At 66.5% G+C, this 18,152-nt stretch carries 17 protein-coding genes; 10 read left to right on the top strand and 7 right to left on the bottom strand.

The features are described from left to right. The 9 genes from AC27VE_RS15890 to AC27VE_RS15850 form a co-directional block, all read left to right on the top strand. A partial coding sequence (locus AC27VE_RS15890; protein ID WP_488704395.1) for a THUMP domain-containing class I SAM-dependent RNA methyltransferase occupies positions 1 to 1,355 on the top strand: 1,355 nt, incomplete at its 5' end. Positions 1,356 to 1,614: 259 nt separating this feature from the next. Continuing rightward, the gene (locus AC27VE_RS15885; protein ID WP_035212795.1) at positions 1,615 to 1,803 is read left to right on the top strand and encodes a hypothetical protein; all 189 of its coding nucleotides are present in this window, start codon (positions 1,615 to 1,617) and stop codon (positions 1,801 to 1,803) included. 490 nt (positions 1,804 to 2,293) lie between these two features. Beyond that, positions 2,294 to 2,812, top strand: a complete 519-nt coding sequence (locus AC27VE_RS15880; RefSeq protein WP_035212794.1) for an RDD family protein — start codon at positions 2,294 to 2,296, stop codon at positions 2,810 to 2,812. Positions 2,813 to 2,941: 129 nt separating this feature from the next. Then, positions 2,942 to 3,850, top strand: coding sequence for a DUF2167 domain-containing protein (locus AC27VE_RS15875; protein ID WP_488704394.1), 909 nt, complete (start codon positions 2,942 to 2,944; stop codon positions 3,848 to 3,850). Between the two features lie 103 nt (positions 3,851 to 3,953). Beyond that, the gene (locus AC27VE_RS15870; RefSeq protein ID WP_085946902.1) at positions 3,954 to 4,826 is read left to right on the top strand and encodes a UDP-2,3-diacylglucosamine diphosphatase; all 873 of its coding nucleotides are present in this window, start codon (positions 3,954 to 3,956) and stop codon (positions 4,824 to 4,826) included. Positions 4,827 to 4,955: 129 nt separating this feature from the next. Further along, complete coding sequence (locus AC27VE_RS15865) at positions 4,956 to 6,728, top strand: acetate--CoA ligase (protein ID WP_006223893.1); 1,773 nt, start codon at positions 4,956 to 4,958, stop codon at positions 6,726 to 6,728. Positions 6,729 to 6,732: 4 nt separating this feature from the next. Next, complete coding sequence (locus tag AC27VE_RS15860) at positions 6,733 to 7,254, top strand: gamma carbonic anhydrase family protein (protein ID WP_006223892.1); 522 nt, start codon at positions 6,733 to 6,735, stop codon at positions 7,252 to 7,254. Between the two features lie 73 nt (positions 7,255 to 7,327). Continuing rightward, the gene (hslO, locus tag AC27VE_RS15855) at positions 7,328 to 8,257 is read left to right on the top strand and encodes an Hsp33 family molecular chaperone HslO (RefSeq protein WP_006223891.1); all 930 of its coding nucleotides are present in this window, start codon (positions 7,328 to 7,330) and stop codon (positions 8,255 to 8,257) included. Positions 8,258 to 8,345: 88 nt separating this feature from the next. Beyond that, positions 8,346 to 9,086, top strand: a complete 741-nt coding sequence (locus AC27VE_RS15850; protein ID WP_488704393.1) for a TadE/TadG family type IV pilus assembly protein — start codon at positions 8,346 to 8,348, stop codon at positions 9,084 to 9,086. A gap of 9 nt (positions 9,087 to 9,095) precedes the next feature. Here AC27VE_RS15850 and ftsB read toward each other — a convergent pair whose 3' ends face one another. From ftsB to pyrG, 4 genes are all read right to left on the bottom strand, one after another. After that, a complete protein-coding gene (gene ftsB / locus AC27VE_RS15845) occupies positions 9,096 to 9,548 on the bottom strand; it encodes a cell division protein FtsB (protein ID WP_427956894.1) in 453 nt (150 codons plus the stop codon). A gap of 71 nt (positions 9,549 to 9,619) precedes the next feature. After that, positions 9,620 to 10,906 carry a phosphopyruvate hydratase gene (eno, locus tag AC27VE_RS15840; RefSeq protein WP_006218107.1) on the bottom strand — a complete coding sequence of 429 codons (1,287 nt, stop codon included), beginning with the start codon at positions 10,904 to 10,906 and terminating at the stop codon, positions 9,620 to 9,622. Between the two features lie 4 nt (positions 10,907 to 10,910). Next, a complete protein-coding gene (locus tag AC27VE_RS15835; protein ID WP_006223888.1) occupies positions 10,911 to 11,195 on the bottom strand; it encodes a DUF1330 domain-containing protein in 285 nt (94 codons plus the stop codon). Between the two features lie 216 nt (positions 11,196 to 11,411). Then, on the bottom strand, positions 11,412 to 13,064 hold the full coding sequence (gene pyrG, locus AC27VE_RS15830) for a CTP synthase (protein ID WP_006223886.1): 1,653 nt from the start codon (positions 13,062 to 13,064) through the stop codon (positions 11,412 to 11,414). 221 nt (positions 13,065 to 13,285) lie between these two features. Here pyrG and AC27VE_RS15825 point away from each other — a divergent pair, with 221 nt between their 5' ends. After that, positions 13,286 to 14,284 (top strand): hypothetical protein, encoded by a 999-nt coding sequence (locus tag AC27VE_RS15825; RefSeq protein WP_488704392.1) that lies wholly within the window; start codon positions 13,286 to 13,288, stop codon positions 14,282 to 14,284. An 85-nt stretch (positions 14,285 to 14,369) separates the two neighbouring features. Here the strand turns inward: AC27VE_RS15825 and AC27VE_RS15820 are convergent, their stop codons facing one another. Genes AC27VE_RS15820 through AC27VE_RS15810 form a run of 3 tightly spaced genes read right to left on the bottom strand, consistent with a single transcriptional unit; the run spans position 14,370 to position 18,114 of the window. Next, the gene (locus AC27VE_RS15820) at positions 14,370 to 16,160 is read right to left on the bottom strand and encodes an aminopeptidase P family protein (protein WP_488704391.1); all 1,791 of its coding nucleotides are present in this window, start codon (positions 16,158 to 16,160) and stop codon (positions 14,370 to 14,372) included. Positions 16,161 to 16,174: 14 nt separating this feature from the next. Beyond that, positions 16,175 to 16,999: a M55 family metallopeptidase gene (locus tag AC27VE_RS15815; RefSeq protein WP_006223883.1), complete on the bottom strand. Its 825-nt coding sequence runs from the start codon at positions 16,997 to 16,999 to the stop codon at positions 16,175 to 16,177. 20 nt (positions 17,000 to 17,019) lie between these two features. Beyond that, a complete protein-coding gene (locus tag AC27VE_RS15810; protein WP_488704390.1) occupies positions 17,020 to 18,114 on the bottom strand; it encodes a DmpA family aminopeptidase in 1,095 nt (364 codons plus the stop codon). Positions 18,115 to 18,152 lie beyond the last annotated feature (38 nt).

Here is an 18,152-nt window from a genome sequence, read left to right as displayed (position 1 = left end):
TCGCCCCCGCCACGCCGGCGGGACGCTTCTACGACCCGTTCGAGGATGACGGCCCCGCGCCCGAATTCGCCGCCGAACCCGATCACGACGACGTGCCGGATCACGGCCAGGACGCCCAGCCGGAATTCGCCGACGCGCGCGACGATAACCGCGAGCGCGCCCCGATCATCGAGACCCGCAGCCGCGCCCCGCGCCAACCGCGCCCGGCAGAAGTGTTCACGGTGTTCGCCCCCTGCCCGCAAGGCCTGGAAGAGGCCCTGACGGCAGAGATGCAGGCGCTGGGCTATGAAGATGCCAAGGCCGGCCGCGCCGGCTGCTCGTTCACGGCCGATTGGGCCGGTGTGCAGCGCGCCAACCTGTATTCGCGTCTGGCCACCCGCATCCTGGTGCAGGTGGCACACGCCGAAATCTCGCACGAAGACGACATCCTGGACCTGGCCCGCGACACCCCGTGGGAACGCTGGTTCGGCGCCGAACAGACGCTGCGCGTGGACACCTCGGCCATCAAGAGCCCGGTGCAAAGCCTGCAGTACTGCAATCTGCGTGCCAAGGACGGCATTTGCGACCGCTTGCGCGAACTGGAAGGCGAACGCCCCAGCATCGACACGGTGCGCCCGGACGCCCGCGTCCACCTGTTCCTGACGGGCCACACGGCCACCCTGTACCTGGATACCTCCGGCGAATCCCTGTTCAAGCGCGGCTGGCGCCTGGACAAGGGCGAAGCCCCGCTGCGCGAAAACCTGGCGGCCGGCATGCTGGCCCTGGCAGGCTGGGACCCGGCGGCGCCGTTGCTGGACCCGTTCTGCGGGTCGGGGACCATTCTGATCGAGGCGGCCTGGATCGCCCTGGGCGTGCCCCCGGGCATCTCGCGCCCGTTCGGTTTCGAACGCCTGCGCGACCATGACGCCTACCGCTGGCGCGACCTGAAGGACGACGCCCGCTCGCGCATCCTGCCGCAGCTGGACGCGCCGCTGGTCGGCTACGACCTGGACCCGCAAGCCATTGAATTCGCCCAGAACAACGCCGAGCGCGCCTGGCTGACCGCCGATTCCATCCGCTTTGAAGTGGGCGACGCCCGCGAGATCACCGCGCCCGCCGACCACGGCTGGATCGTCACCAACCCGCCCTACGGCGAACGCATGCTGACCGAGCAGGACGCGGATCTGTGGCGCGATTGGGCCAGCTGCCTGAAGCGCAATTTCGCGGGCTGGCAGTTGCACGTCATCACCAGCGACCTGACCCTGCCCAACCAGATGCGCTTGAAGCCCAAGCGCCGCGTGCCGCTGCATAACGGCGCGCTGGACTGCCGCCTGTTCGGTTTCGAACTGGTCGCCGCCGGCTACCGCGACGCCTGATCGCGCAGCGCCCGGGGCGACTCTCCGCCCCGGGCGCCGGCCGCTTTCCCGCCGGATCCCACGCGTTGTAAAAGCGCCGCAACATGGTGCGCGTATCTTTGCTTATGGTGCCCCGCCGCTCGGTTTTGGGGCATTATCAGCACCAAGGTGTTGCCAAGTTGCACATACTTGCACCTCCCTCTTGCACAGTTTCAGGGTAAACCCTATAATTCGGGTTATCCCTAGTAGCAAACAACTGTGCAAGCCCGTGGAGGCTAACGTGATCAACCCGAACAACACCATCCGCCTGACCGACGAACTCGAGCGCCAACTGATGCTCCAGGCTATTGAAGAACAATTCCGTCCGCACCCGATGCGGGCGTTGGCCGCAGGCCTGCGTAAGCTGGCCCACGGCGTGAAGGCCCTGGCTGGCAAGACGAGCGCCAAGAACGCGCACTCCGCAGCCTAAAGACAGGCCTGGGCCTTAAGCGCTAAGGCCCGAAAGATTTTCCCCTTGGGGGCTGCATAGCCCCTTTTATAGACCCGCCCTTACCGGCGGGTTTTTTTTCGTCCTCCCCTTGTGCGAAGCGTGGGGAACGCCTCCCCGCCGGGCCGCCCCCAAGGGAGGCAGCCCCCTCGGGGGGCAGAGAGCGCACCAAGTGCGCGAAGCGTGGGGGCCACCTTCCTCCCGCCGGGCCGCCCCAAGGGAGGAAAGCCCCCTCGGGGGGCAGAGAGCGCACGAAGTGCGCGAAGCGTGGGGGCCGCCTTCCTCCCGCCGGGCCGCCCCAAGGGAGTAAAGCCCCCTTGGGGGGCAGAGAGCGCACGGAGTGCGCGAAGCGTGGGGGCCACCTTCCTCCCGCCGGGCCGCCCCAAGGGAGGAAAGCCCCCTCGGGGGGCAGAGAGCGCACGAAGTGTGCGAAGCGTGGGGGCCCACATCCATTCTTCTATAATGCCGGTCCATGACGACCGACGCCCTCCTTGACCAGACTCCCAATCGGCTGCGCCGATTCGCCTGCATGATGTACGAAGCCGTGCTGCTGTTTGGCGTGGTGTTCCTGGCGGGTTACCTGCTGGATACCTTGACGCAGAGCAAGAATGCGCTGGAGCTTCGCGGGGCGCGGCAGGCCTGGCTGTTTACCGCCATCGGCGCCTACTTCGTGCTGTGCTGGCGCCGCCGCGGCCAGACGCTGCCCATGAAGACCTGGAACATCCGGCTCGTCGACCGGGACGGCAACACGCCCAGCACGGGCCGCCTGATCTTGCGCTACGTGCTGGTCTGGCCGCTGGTGCTGGCGGGCGCCGCCGTCGTCTGGGGCGCCGCCAATCTCACGGGCTGGGCCTCGGTGGACATGTTCATCGTGGCCGCGCCCTTCACGATCTTCATCTGGTCCTGGCTTGATCCCGACGGGCAGTTCCTGCACGACCGCATCCTGGGCACGCGCCTGCGCAACGCGCCGCAGCGACAGAAAAGCCGGTAAGCCGACCGCGCCCACACAAACTATTACAAACGGCAAAATCATGCGGCCATTTGGCCGCCTGCTTTCAGAAAGTTGAAAGTCGCCCGCAAAGACAATGAGGCCCCTTTAAACAGACGCCTCAAGACTCCCATGCGCGCTTTCATTTCCCGCCTGTCGCTGGCCGCCGCCAGCGTGCTGCTCATCCTGCCGTCCGGGGCCTCGGCCCAGAATGCATCGGCCCAGCAGGAAATCGAATCCGCCATGAAAGCCGCGTTCGCCGCCGCCCAGCAAGGGCCCGCGGATGTGAAGCTGGGCGATCAGGCGGTGGTGCACCTGCCGCAGAACATGTTCTTCGTCCCGCGCTTCCAGGCCGAGCGCCTGATGCAGGCCTACGGCAACGGCAAGGATCCGTCGCTGTTGGGTGTGGTGATGCCCAAGAGCGACGATGACGACTGGGTCGTCACCGTCAACTTCGACAAGGCCGGCTACATCAAGGACGACGACGCGCGCAACTGGAACGTCAGCGAACTGCTGGACAGCCTGCGGGAAGGCACCGAACAGTCCAACGAAGAGCGCAAGAAGCGCGGCTTCCCCGAACTGACGGTGGACGGCTGGGTCGAAGCGCCCAAGTACGACAGCAACACGCAGCGGCTGGTCTGGTCGGTCGCGGCCAAGCACAAGGGCGCCGAAGCCGGGGAAGACCCCACGGTGAACTACAACACCTACGCGCTGGGCCGCGACGGCTACATCACGCTGGATCTCATCACCCAGCAAAGCCTGGTGCCCAAGGACAAGACCGCCGTGCTGGCGCTGCTGGACAACCTGAACTACGTGGACGGCAAGCGCTACGCCGACTTCGATTCCTCGACCGACAAGGTCGCGGAATACGGCCTGGCCGCGCTGGTGGCTGGCGTGGCCGCCAAGAAGCTGGGCCTGTTCGCCGTGATCGCCGCCTTCCTGGCCAAGTTCGCCAAGGTCGGCATCCTGGCCGCGGCCGCACTCGGCGGCGGACTGTGGAAGCGTCTGCGCGGCAAGAAGGCCGACACGCAGCAGCCCTGAGCATTGCCTGTGACGGTGGCGGCGCCCGGCGCCGCGCCGCCGTCACAACAGCGTCACGGTTTCTTCATACGCCCGTCATCGCCGGATGATTTCATCCTGAGGCATGACGACAGCCCACATGGAAGCGACCGTGAACGAAATCCGACCTGCGCACTGGCGTGCTCTCTGGATTTCCGATATTCACCTGGGTACTGCCGGGTGCAAGGCGGAATTCCTGCTCGATTTCCTGGACCACAACGATTCGGACACCCTTTACCTGGTGGGCGATATCGTGGACGGCTGGCAGTTGCGCAAGCATTGGCACTGGCCACGGGCGCACAACGACGTCATCCAGCGCATACTGCGAAAGGCTCGCAACGGCACGCGCGTGGTGTTCATCCCCGGCAACCATGACGAATTCGCGCGCGAATTCGCCGGCTACGCGTTCGGTGACATCGAGATCCTGGACGAAGACGTCCACGTGACCGCCAAGGGCCTGCGCCTGCTGGTGCTGCACGGCGACCAGTTCGACGGCGTGATCCAGCACAGCCGCTGGCTTGCCCACCTGGGCGACGGCCTCTACCAGCTGGCGCTGTGGATCAACCACCATTTCAACCGGCTGCGCCACCGCCTGGGGCTGCACTACTGGTCCCTGTCGCAATATCTCAAGCACAAGGTCAAGAACGCCGTCTCCTTCATCACGGATTTCGAGGAAGCGCTGGCCGGCGAGGCGCGCCGCCGCGGCCTGGACGGCGTGGTCTGCGGGCACATCCACAAGGCCGAACTGCGCGATGTGGGCGGCATCCTGTACTGCAATGACGGAGACTGGGTGGAAAGCCTGTCCGCCCTGGCCGAAACCCACGACGGCCAGCTGCAGCTGCTGGACTGGGCCGCCATCCAGGCCGAACGGCAGGCGGAACCGGTCGCCCGCCCGCCCCGTTCGCTGTCCCTGCCCGCCCTGCCCTCCGCACTACGCCGCCAAAGCAAACACCCGTGATAACCCGTATGCGTCCCCATTACGCAACGGGGATATTGCAGTTCACGGCCCTCTAGGTCATGCTTGCATCTGAGGCAACGGGCGAGTTGGCCCGTTCACGCAGCTGCAACATGCTTACAACATAGGGCCATGAACGACCAATATCAGGCGCTCTACCAATCATTCCGCTGGCTGGTACCCACCCAGTTCAACATTGCGGATGCGTGCTGCCACCGCTGGGCATCCAGTAGTCCGGATGCGCGGCGCATTGCCATCTACTACGAAGATGAGTCCGGCAACCGCGAGGTCTGGACCTATGCCCGACTGGCCGAGGCCGTCAACCAATTGGCCAACGGCCTGGTGAAAATGGGCGTGGGCCGCGGCGATCGGGTCGGTGTCGTTTTGGGGCAACGCCCTGAAACCGTCGTCGCCCACATGGCCATCTACACGGTGGGCGGCGTCGTGCTGCCGCTATCGACCCTGTTCGGCCCCGAGGCCCTGGAAACCCGCCTGCGCGACTCCGAAACCCGCGTCGCCATCGTGGACCACGCCTCCAGCGCGAATCTGCTGGCCGTCAGCGACAACTGCCCCAACCTGCAGCAGATCATCGGCATCGGCTTCGCCGACGAGCGCGTGCTGCCCTGGCGCAGCCTGCTGGCCCGCCAGCCCAGCGAATTCAAGGCCATCCCGACGCGGTCGTCCGACCCCGCCATCCTGCTCTATACCTCGGGCACCACGGGTGCGCCCAAGGGCGCCCTGCTGCCGCACAGCGTGCTGATCGGCAACCTGCCGGGCTTCGTGGCCTCGCAGGACTGGTTCCCCAAGCCGGCCGACGTGTTCTGGTCGCCGGCCGACTGGGCCTGGACGGGCGGCATGATGGACGCGCTGCTGCCCACTCTGTATTTCGGGCACCCCATCGTGGGCACGCGCGGGCGCTTTTCCGTCGAGCGCGCGTTCGAGCTGCTGGAACGCTATCAGGTCACCAACACCTTCCTCTTCCCCACCGCCCTGAAGATGATGATGAAGGCGGTGCCGGAACCCCGCAACCGCTACCAGCTGGCCCTGCGCTCCATCATGAGCGCGGGGGAAAGCGTGGGCGAAACTGTCTTTGAATGGTGCCAGTCGGCGCTGGGCGTGACGCCCAACGAAATGTTCGGCCAGACCGAGATGAACTACGTGGTGGGCAACAGCCAGAAGCGCTGGCCCGCCCGGCCCGGCAGCATGGGCCGGCCCTACCCGGGCCATCAGGTCGCGGTCTTAAACGATGACGGCCAGCCCGTGGCTGCCGGCGAAACCGGCGAAATCGCCGTCAACCGGCTGGACATCCACGGCTATCCCGACCCGGTGATGTTCCTGGGCTACTGGCGCAACGAAGCGGCGACGCAGGCCAAATTCAAGGGCGATTGGTGCCTGACGGGTGATCTCGCCACCCTCGATGCCGACGGCTACCTCTGGTATGCCGGCCGCGCCGACGACGTGTTCAAGTCGTCCGGCTACCGGATCGGCCCGGGTGAAATCGAAAGCTGCCTGATCGGGCATCCCGCCGTGGCCAACGCCGCCGTCGTGCCCAAGCCGGACGCCGAGCGCGGCGCCCTGGTCAAGGCCTATGTCGTGCTGACGCCGGAGTTCGCCCATCGTGACCGCGCCGACGTCATCGAAAACCTGCAGGAACATGTGCGCGAGCGGCTGGCGCCCTACGAATACCCGAAAGAGATCGAATTCGTCGACGAATTGCCGATGACCACCACCGGTAAGATCCAGCGCCGTGTCTTGCGCCTGCGCGAAGAAGAGCGCGCCCGCGCCGCCGCCCCGGCGCCCGTCGCCGCGGCAGGCCCCGTCGCGACGGCACCTGTCGCGACCACGACCGCGACCGTCACCGTCGACACGGCCCACGGCGGCCCCGAGAAGCAACCGGAGACCTGAGGCAATGCCCATTTACCAGCTTGACGACCTGATTCCCCGCATCGACCCCGCCGCCTACGTGGCCGACAGTGCCGACATCATCGGCAACGTCACGCTGGAAGCGGGCGTCAGCATCTGGTCCAACGTATCGATCCGCGGCGACAACGACGCCATCCTGATCCGCCACGGCACCAATATCCAGGAATCCAGCGTCCTGCACGTGGACAGCGGCTGTCCCATGACGATCGGCCCCAACGTGACGGTGGGCCACCAGGCCATGCTGCACGGCTGTACCATCCACGAAGGCGCCCTGGTGGGCATGCAGGCCATCGTCTTGAACAATGCGGTCATCGGCCGCAACTGCCTGATCGGCGCCGGCGCGATCATCCCGGAAGACCGGATCATCCCCGACAATTCGCTGGTGATCGGCATCGGCAAGATCGTCCGCGAGCTCTCGGACGAGGAAATCGCCAATCTGCACAAAAACACCGCCCATTACGTGGCGCGGGGCCAACACTACAAGACAGCCCTGAAACGGCTGGCCTGAACGCCCCAGGGCGCCGTTGAACCCCCTGCTGCCAGCAGGGGGAATCGCGCCCCTGATCGGCTAACATTCCGCTATGACCGATCAGCTCAAAAAATACCTTACCGAAGACCGCAGCGTCCGCGTCCAGGCCGTGCGCCTTGAGGCGACCTGGAAGGCCGTCCAGGCCAACCACGACTACCCGCCCGCCATCACCCACCTGCTGGGCGAACTGGTGGCCGCGTCCACCCTGCTTGCCGCCAACATCAAGTTCGAGGGCTCGCTGGTGCTCCAGATCCAGGGCGACGGCCCCATCGCCCTGCTGGTGGTGGAATGCCGCTCCGACCTGAGCCTGCGCGCCACCGTTAAAGTGCGCGAAGGCCATGACGTGCCCGCCGACGGCACGATGCAAAGCCTGCTGAACCCCGGCGGCGCCGGCCGCTTCATCGTGGTGCTGGACCCGCAGCGCAAGCTGCCGGGCCAGCAGGCCTACCAGGGCATCGTGCCGCTGGAAGGCGAGACCGTGGCCGAGGCCCTGCAACACTACATGAAGGCGTCCGAACAGCTAGACACGCGCCTGTGGCTGGCGGCGGACGCCGACCATGCCGCCGGCATGCTGATCCAGCGCCTGCCTTTCCATGGCGGCACGGATGCGCCGCTGTTGACCGAGCAGGCCGCGGCGGAAACCTGGGACCGCACCAATGCACTGGCCAGCACCCTCAAGCGCGACGAACTGCTGGAAGCCGAGATCGACACGCTGATCCACCGCCTGTTCTGGGAAGACACCCTGCTGGCGTTCGATCCGGTGACGGTAAGCTGGCATTGCCCCTGCACCCGCGAGCGCGTGGCAAGCATGCTGCGTTCGCTGGGCGAAGAGGAAGTCAACAGCGTCCTGGCCGAGCGCGGCCAGGTGGACGTGTCGTGCGACTTCTGCGGCAAGCCCTACAAGTTCGACGCGGTCGACTGCGCCACCCTGTTTGCGCCGAACCAGCCCCCGGCCGACGACGCGCCCCCCACCGTGCACTGATTCCCCGCGTCCCGCCTGGCGGGACGTTTTCACCCCTTCGGATTGTCCGTATCGACGGGCGGTCATGCCCGCGCCACACTGCGCAGCCATGACCGCCTTTTTCTTTGCCTGTTCGCGGCAACGGGGCGCCGCCGCCATCGAATTCGCCGTGGCTGGCACCGTGGTGCTGCTGCTGGGCCTGCTGGCAATCGAAGCCGCCCGCTGGCAGGCCGTACGCCAGATGACGCACCTGGCGCTGATCGAAGCCGCCCGCGCAGGCGCCACCGCCCATGGCGAACCCGCCCGCATGCGGCACGCCTTTCAACAGGCGTTGCTGCCGCTGCATGCCGGCGGGGAAGGCACGGCGGGCAAGGCCGACGCGCGGCGCCGGCTGGAACGCGCCCAGGCAGGTATTGCCGCGCTGACCGGCCTGACCCCGTGGCGCATTGAAATCCTGCAGCCAGACGCCCGCGCCTTCCGCCAGCACGGCCGCGCTGGGCTCACGGTGGCGGCGGCGCCGGGCTTGCGCGCCATCGATAACGACTACCAGGACCTGCAGCACGCGCGCCGGCCTCCCCCGCCCGGGGGCTTGAGCATCTTCGATGCGAACACGCTGAAACTGCGCCTGACCTATCTGCACCGGCCCTTGCTGCCGCCCTTGCGCATGCTGCTGGCGGCCTTGGGACGCGACGACGCCAGCTATGCAGGCGTGGCGCGTGCGCACGGCCTGCTGCCGATTCGGGTAGAACTTGAGATGGAGATGCACTCGCATCCGGTTGATTGGTCGGGCAAGATGCCTCAACCGGAAGGAATGGTGGCCGGCGCCTGCCGCGACGTCCGCTGCCCCTGAGGAAAAGCCTCAGTGGCGGGTCGTGGCGTTGTTTGCCGGCGTGGCCGGTTTGGGCGCCGCCGGGTTGGCGGCAGGGCTGGCCGCCCGATTGGCAGGCGGCTTGGCAGCCGGCGCGCTGGCGCGCGTGGCGGTGGGCGGTTTGGCTGCGGGGTCTGTCGCCAGCGACGCGCCGGCAGCGGGAGGCTGCGTGTTCTGCGGCAGAATGTGCACGAACACTTCGCCATCACGCATCATGCCGAGCTCGCCGCGGGCGCGCTCTTCGATGGCGCCAGAGCCGCCTTCAAGATCCCGCACTTCGGCTTCCAGCGCGGCATTGCGCGCGCGCAGGCCTTCATTGGTCTCGCGCTGCTCCGCCACTTGGCGTTGCAGATCCCAGACCTTGAACCAGCCGCCCTTACCCAGCCACAGCGGGTATTGGATCAAGCCTACCAGCACGAACAGCACCAGGAACAACAGGCGCATACGCGAGAACCCTCAGAGCAGTCGTGGCGCGGATGCGGCGGCGGCGCCAGGCGCCGCTGCCGCGCTTCCCATCAACGCAGGTTGTAGAAAGCTTCCAGGCCAGGATACGACGCCACTTCAGCCAGCTCTTCCTCGATACGCAGGAGCTGGTTGTACTTGGCCATGCGATCCGAACGGGACAGCGAACCCGTCTTGATCTGCATCGCGTTGGTTGCCACGGCGATATCGGCAATGGTCGAATCTTCGGTTTCGCCCGAACGGTGCGACACGACGGCGGTGTAGCCGGCGCGCTTGGCCATTTCGATGGCGGCGAAGGTTTCGGTCAGCGTGCCGATCTGGTTGATCTTGATCAGGATCGAGTTGGCGACACCCTTCTGGATGCCTTCGCGCAGGATCTTGGTGTTGGTGACGAACAGGTCGTCGCCCACCAGTTGCACCTTCTTGCCCAACTGGTCGGTCAGGAGCTTCCAGCCGTCCCAATCGTTTTCGGCCATGCCGTCTTCGATGGAGATGATCGGGTACTTGTCGCACCAGGTGGCCAGCAGGTTGGTGAACTCCTGCGAGGACAGCGAGATGCCGCCTTCGCCGGCCAGCGTGTACTTGCCGTCGCGGTAGAACTCCGAGCTGGCGCAATCCAGGCCCAGGGCGATCTGCGTGCCCGGCTCGTAGCCGGCTTCGGTGATGGCCTTCAGGATCAGCTGGATGGCGGCTTCGTGGCTGGGCACGTTGGGCGCGAAACCGCCCTCGTCGCCGACGGCCGTGGACATGCCCTGGCCGTGGATCAGCTTCTTCAGCATGTGGAAGACTTCAGCGCCCCAACGCAGGGCTTCGCGGAAGCTGCCTGCGCCGACCGGCAGGATCATCAGTTCTTGCAGATCCAGCGTGTTGTTGGCGTGCGCGCCGCCGTTGATGACGTTCATCATCGGCACGGGCATGCTCATGGGGCCGCTGCCGCCGAAATAGCGGTACAGGGACAGACCCGATTCGTCGGCGGCGGCGCGGGCCACGGCCATGCTGGCGGCCAGGATCGCGTTGGCGCCCAGGCGTTCCTTGGACTCGGTGCCGTCCAGCTCGATCAGCGTGCGATCGACGAAGGTCTGTTCCTGGGCGTCCAGGCCCATCAGGGCTTCGGAGATTTCCGTATTCAGGTTTTCAACGGCGCGCAGCACGCCCTTGCCCAGATAACGGCTCTTGTCGCCATCGCGCAGCTCGATGGCTTCGCGGGCGCCCGTGGAGGCGCCGGACGGCACGGCCGCGCGGCCCATGGCGCCGGATTCCAGCAGTACATCACATTCCACGGTGGGGTTGCCGCGCGAATCCAGAATCTCGCGGCCGATGATATCGACGATTGCACTCATGACTTTACATTCCCTGAACGATAAACATATTCATGACGGCCGCGCCCTCACGGGCGTTGCGGGCACGGCGGTACTGCCAGGAGTCGTAGAAGGCCTGGGCGGCGGCCATGGACGGGAATTCCATGACGACGGTGCGGCCAGGCTCACGGCCCTCAAGGTGCTTGGACTCTCCGCCGCGCACCAGGATCTTCGCATCGTACGCGCGCATGGCGAGCGTGGACAGACGCTTGTAATCCTCGTATTGCGCGGGCTTGGTCACCGTGACGTCGGCGATGAGGTAAGCACTCATGGGGTTCCTTCAGGGCAGTTGCGTTGGTAGGTATCTACAGCGGATAGCTGACGCCAGATACGGCAACGCCGCCAGTGTCGCTGAAAGCGGCACGGCGACGCATATCCGATGCTAATTGGTTGTATCCGAAAGCAGCGCCGCCGTACAGGCCGACGCTGGGGGACGGGCCCGCGGCCCCGAGGATCCGCATGCGGAACTCGAGACCGCGGACGCGCATCAGGCCCCCTGGCCGCGGCGAGCCTTCTGCTCGATGGCGGCGCGGATATAGCTGGAGAACAGCGGGTGGCCGTCACGCGGCGTGGAAGTGAACTCCGGGTGGAACTGCACGCCCACGAACCACGGGTGGTCGGGCAATTCCATCATTTCCGGCAGGTTTTCCGACGGCGTGCGGGCGCTGATCACCATGCCGGCCTCTTCCAGGCGCGGCACGTAGACGTTGTTGACCTCGTAGCGGTGGCGGTGACGCTCGTTCACTTCGTCGCCATAGATGGTCTGCGCGCGGGTGCCGGCCTTGATCGGCACGCGTTGTGCGCCCTTGCGCATGGTGCCGCCCAGGTCGGACGTGTTGTCGCGCTTTTCGACCTTGCCTTCGCGGTCCATCCATTCGGTGATGAGGGCCACCACGGGATGGGGCGCCGACGGATCGAATTCCGTGCTGTTGGCGCCGCCCAGGCCGGCGACGTGGCGCGCGAACTCGATGACGGCCAGCTGCATCCCCAAGCAGATGCCCAGGTACGGCACGCCGTTTTCACGGGCGTAGCGGATGGCGGCGATCTTGCCTTCGGTGCCGCGCTTGCCGAAGCCGCCCGGAACCAGAATGGCGTCCAGGTGCTTGAGTTGGTCGGTGCCCCGGGTTTCGATGTCTTCCGAGTCGATGTACTCGATGTTGATCTTCGAGCGCGTGTGGATGCCGGCGTGGACCAGCGCTTCCGTCAGCGACTTGTACGATTCGGTCAGGTCGACGTACTTGCCGACCATGCCGATCGTCAGCTGGTGCTGCGGATGCTCCAGCGCTTCAACGAGGTTGTCCCACATGGACAGATCGGCCGGCGGCGGGGTCAGGCCCAGCGCTTCGCAGACGATGTTGTCCACGCCTTGCTTGTGCAGCATGGCCGGGATCTTGTAGATGGAATCGGCGTCCCAGACGGAAATCACCGCGTCCAGGGGCACGTTCGAGAACATCGAGATCTTGGCGCGCTCGTCGTCCGGGATGGGACGGTCGGCGCGGCACAGCAGCGCGTTCGGGTAGATGCCGATTTCGCGCAGCTTCTGCACCGAGTGCTGCGTGGGCTTGGTCTTCAGTTCGCCGGCGGAGGCGATGAAGGGCACCAGCGTCAGATGCACGAAGGCGGCATTGTTGCGGCCCATGCGCAGGCTCATCTGGCGAGCGGCTTCCAGGAAAGGCAGGGACTCGATGTCGCCCACGGTGCCGCCGATCTCGACGATGGCGACGTCCGTGTTGCCGTTCCAGCCGGCTTCGGCGCCACGGGCGATGAAGTCCTGGATTTCGTTGGTGATATGCGGAATCACCTGGACAGTCTTGCCCAGGTAGTCGCCACGGCGCTCTTTGCGCAGTACCGATTCGTAGATCTGGCCCGTGGTGAAGTTGTTCACCTTGTGCATGCGGGCGGAGATGAAGCGCTCGTAGTGGCCCAGGTCCAGATCGGTTTCGGCGCCGTCTTCCGTGACGAACACTTCACCGTGCTGGAAGGGGCTCATCGTGCCCGGATCGACGTTGATGTACGGGTCGAGCTTCAGCATGGTGACCTGCAGACCACGCGACTCGAGGATGGCGGCGAGCGACGCAGCGGCGATGCCCTTGCCCAGGGAAGACACCACTCCGCCGGTGACAAATACGTATTTGGTCATCGTAATGAGCACCCGGGACGAGCGGGCGCGTGCGGGAAATTTGGATTATAGCCGGGAGGCGAAGGTTATTTGGGTTTTCCCCTAGCGATCACGCGTAACATTTAGCAGCACTCGAAACGCGCCGACGGCCAGCGCGTTGCATGGCGCGGCGTAGCGTCGTGCTATGTTCGATCCCTAATTTTTCGACTGCTGTTTTTTCTCAACACTTCGCGCCCTTGCCCATGACCGATCCCGCCCGATCCCCCACCTCGCTCGCGTGGCGACTGGCGCTGACCGCCGTCTTGCTGCGCCTGGCATATGCCGCCATTGTCCAGGCCTACACGATGTTCGGCCTGCCGCAGTCCCTGCAAATGCAGGAGATGCAGACCGAGCCGCAGTTCCTGGCCCCGCTCCTGGCGCACATCGCCGCGGCGGCGGCGATCGCCGGGCTGACCACGTGGGGCGCCATGCGCCGCTGGCTGGCGCGCAACAACACGACGGCGGTCGACGAGCCCCGCAAGCTGTTCGGCACCTTCATCGCCCTGATGCTGGTCTATACGCTGGCCGTGGCCGCCGCGATGGCCTTCCTGCACAACGCGCTGATGCTGTTCGTCATGAACAACCGCGACATGCTGGAAGCGTGGTCGGGCGTCGGCGTCGTCGGCCAGTTCATGGCGCTGGGCCTCATCGTGCGGGTCGTGACCATCGTGCTGGAGATCATCGGCCTGTGCATCGTCGTGCGCATCGCCGCCTGGACCGTGCAGCCTGCCGGCCCGGCCGGCGGCCCCGCCTACGACCGGCGCCACGCTGCCTGGATCACCGGGTTGACCGTGCTGATCTGGCAACTGAGCGTCTCGATCTCGCTGGGCGGCTTCCTGCAGATGCAGTCCCTGAGCGCGGGCTGGATGGAATACTTGCTGGGCTACCTGGCGCTGCCGGTGATCCTGCTGGCGCTGTGCGCGTTGCTCTGCCGGAACCTCCTGCCGCGCGCCATCGGCGCGGCGCGGCTGGGCCGGGCGGTGGCCCACGGCACGCTCGCGTTCTGGCTGGCCCAGGCGCTGGGCGTCGGGGTCGGATTCCTGATCGTCCGGACGATGACCTGGGATCAATTGATCCGCGCGGCGCTATCGCCGATGGCGCCCGTCGTGGCGCTCCTGATCTACGCCGCGCTGCTGGCCTTGGGCTGCCTGATCGGCAGGCTTCTTTTCTACCCCCGGGCAACAGCCCCGTCGGAAGGCTGACGCCCGCCAGCGCTAACCGCCCCCACAAGCAAAAAGGCCGCAGGCATGACGCCCGCGGCCTTTTTCATGTGCTTGACCTTGACGGTCAGATCGCCGCGGTACGGCGCGTCAGCCAGGCCAGCGCTTCGCCTTCGACCAAGGGCGACAGGCGTTCAAACACCGTCTTGTGATAGTCGTTCAGCCAGGCGGTCTCGTCGGCGCGCATCAGCGACGGCTCGATGCAGCGGGTGTCGATCGGGCACAGGGTCAGCGTTTCAAAGCACAGGAATTCGCCCAGTTCGGACGTCAGCCAACTGCGGTTGGCCACCAGGTTCTCGATGCGCACGCCCCAACGGCCCGGGCGATAGATGCCCGGTTCGTTCGACGTGATCATGCCCGGCTCCATCGCCGTGTGCGGGCCCGGCATGGCGCGGTACGAAATGACCTGCGGGCCTTCATGCACGTTCAGGAAGTAGCCCACGCCGTGGCCGGTGCCGTGGCCGTACTCCGCACCGCCTTGCCAGATCGGCGCGCGCGCGATGGCGTCCAGCATGGGCGACGGGGTGCCGCGCGGGAACGAAGCGCGCGACAGCGCGATCATGCCCTTGAGCACCAGCGTGAAGTCCACCTTCTGGTCGGCGCTGGGCGTGCCCACCGCGACCACGCGGGTGATGTCGGTGGTGCCGCCCAGGTACTGGCCGCCCGAATCGATCAGCAACAGGCCGTCGCCTTCGATGGTGGCGTGCGATTCCGGCGTGGCGCGGTAATGCGGCATGGCGCCATTGGCGTTGAAGCCGGCGATGGTGGCAAAGCTGGGGCAGACATAGGCCGGCCGGCGCGCGCGGGCAGCGGTGATCTGCTCGTCGATCGTCAGTTCGGTGATGGTTTCCTTGCCCAGCGCGCCTTCGAACCAGGCGAAGAATTCGCAGAGCGCCGCGCCGTCCTGCGCCATCGCCTGGCGCACATGGGCCAGCTCGGCGTCGGTCTTGCGGGACTTCAGCAACGTAGACGGATTGATCGCTTCGATGCGCGGCACGGCCGGATCCATGGCGTGGAACACGCCGCAGGTCACGCGAGCCGGATCGATCAGCAGCTTCTGGTCCAGTTCCAGCGAGGCCAAGGCGTCGGCGGCCTGGGCATAGCCCGCCACTTCGACGCCGTCGGCAGCCAGCGTGGCGCGCAACGCGTCGTCGACCTTGCCGTCGGCCACGAACAGCGTGGCGTGGTCCAGGCCGATCAGCGCGTGGCCGACGAACACGGGGTTGTAGTCCACATCGGCGCCGCGCAGATTCAGCAGCCAGGCGATATCGTCCACGGTACAGATGAAGTGCACGTCGGCGCCCTGCGCGCGCATGCCGTCGCGCACCTGCGCCAGTTTGTCGGCACGGCTTACGCAGGCCTCGGGCGCCACGTGCTCATAGATCTTGGCGTCCGGCAGGCCGGCGCGGTCCGTCCAGACCTCGTCCAACAGGTCCGCACGGATCTCCAGCGTGGCGCCGGAGGTGGCCGCGGCCACCGACAGGGCGCGGAAGGCGCCCAGGCCCAGCACCTGGCCGTCCACGCCGATGACGTCGCCCGCCCGCGTGTTGGCGGCCAGCCAGTCCACATGCCCGGGGGTCGAGGCCAGGGCGATCTTCATCAGCTGCACGCCCGTGCCGGCCAGTTGCGCCTCGGCCTGCACCCAGTAGCGGCTGTCCACCCACAGACCGGCGAAATCTGCCGTGACGACGAGGGTGCCCACCGACCCCGTAAAGCCCGACAGCCAGCGCCGCCCTTGCCAGCGCGCCGGCAGGTACTCGGACAGGTGCGGGTCCGAAGACGGGACGATATAGGCGGACAGGCCGCGGCGGCTCATGGCCTGCCGCAATTGGGCGATACGGGCGTCGGTGCTAGACATGGGGGATGGGATCCTTAGCGCAACATGAAAGACATGGCGGCCAGGCTGTTCAGCGTACGGACGGCGGCCTGCATGCTATCCGTGGTGAATCGCAAGGTGACGCCGTCCACGCGTTCCAGCGTGGGCCACATGCAGAACAGGTCGGCGAGCGCCGCGCTCTGCGTCTGCAACCGGCATTCTATAGGGGCGGGAATGCGGAAAGGAACGGGGGCCTGCTTCTTCAGGTTGCGCACGGCGGTTTCGGCTGCGGCCGCGATGGCGCGGCGGGAAGCCGCGGGGGACAGGGTGATGCCGCTGCCCTGCCCGTGCGCCACCTTGGTCTGCACCCATTCGGCGCCGGGGAAGGTGTCGCGGGTTTCCGAAATGAAGACGTCGTCGCCCGTCCCCAGGATGACGGGGACGCCCATCTCGCCGGCCAGCGCGCCGTACAGGCCGGCTTCGCCCAGTTCCATGCCGTTGATGAACACGCGCGAGAACGCGAAGCTGTTGATCGTGTGGGCCAGAATGCCACGGCCTTGCGAGCGCGAGTGGTAGCCGATCATGAAAACGGCATCGCAGCCTTCTTCCAGGCCGCCCATCATGCCCAGGTAGCGCGGCTTGCCCAGCACCAGGCGGGCGCGTTCGTCCAGGCCGTCGGGCAGCAGGTTGCGAAAGCCCCCGTGCGAATCGTTGACCAGGATCTCTTCGGCGCCGCCGGCGATCGCGCCTTGCACGGCCGCATTGGCCTCGGCGGTCATCCAGGCGCGGGCGCGCTCGTATTCGCCGTTGCCGGCGCGGACTTGTTCAGCATGGAAGACGCCGGCGACGCCTTCGATATCGGTGGAAATCAGGATCTTCATGGGATCAGCCCTCAGGGGATTCAGAATGCGGTGTCGGACAGCCACTGGCGCCATTGGGGCGCCGCGTCGCGGATGGCGGCGCGGTGATGGCCGTCGCGCCCGGTCACGCCGTCGGCATGCCAGAGCGCGGAAATGATGGCTTGTTCGCAGGCCTCGGCGGCCGCTTCGAACAAGGGGTCGATGCGGGTTTCATGCAGCATCGCGACGGCCGGCATCGGCTGCTCGGCCAGTTGCGGGATCGTATAGGCGGTGGAAAACGCCAGCGCGATGTCGCCGCTGCCATGGCCGAACACCGAGCCGGTGCGCGCCAGGCCGGCGCCCGCACGCAAGGACAGCCGGCGCAGTTGGCGCGCATCCAGCGGCGCGTCGGTGGCCAGCAGCAAGATGATGGAGCCCTTCTCGGGCACGATCACCGCGTTCTCGCCTTGCTGCGCCAGGCCGCAGTCCAGCTGGTCCGCCAGCCGGCGGCCGAACGGCCTGCCCGCCACGGTCAGGTTGGGCAAGCGGCCGAAGTTGGACAGCACAAGGGCCCCCACGGTGTAGCGCAGGCCGGGCTGGATGGCGGCCACGCGGGACGCCGAGCCGATGCCTCCCTTGAAGGAAAAGCACGACATGCCACGCCCCGCGCCGACGGCGCCTTGCGCGAACGGCTTGGCAGCGTGGGCGCAAGCCTCGGCATAGTGCGATTCCTGCACCGCCAGCGCCTGGATGTCATTCAAATAGCCGTCATTGCATTCGAAGACCAGCGGGTTCACGGTCGCCATGCCACGGCCAATGCCGGGGTTGGCCGCCACCGCCTGGCGGATCTGCGCGTTGGCGACGGTGCCCACGCCAAAGGTGTTGGTCAACGCGATGGGCGTTTCCAGCACGCCCAGTTCCTGCACCTGGACCAGGCCCGTACTTTTGCCGAAGCCGTTCAGGATGGTCGCGGCGGCGGGCACCTTGTCCAGATAGGGGTCGCCGCCGTGCGGGCGCACCACGGTCACGCCGGTCTGCAGGGGGCCATCGGCCAGCGTGCAGTGCCCGACCGTGACATCGCCCACGTCGCAGATCGTATCCAGCGGGCCCGACGGCAGCACGCCGATGCGGGGAAATTCGTGCGCTTGTTTATCCATGGTTGCCGCGTGTCGCCACGCTCCTTAATGCAAAACGC

The sequence above is a fragment of the Achromobacter sp. 18P8.1.1 genome, from assembly GCF_057799415.1.
The sequence above is the reverse complement of the archived record's forward strand: the minus strand, read 5'-3'. Positions and strand labels throughout refer to the sequence as shown.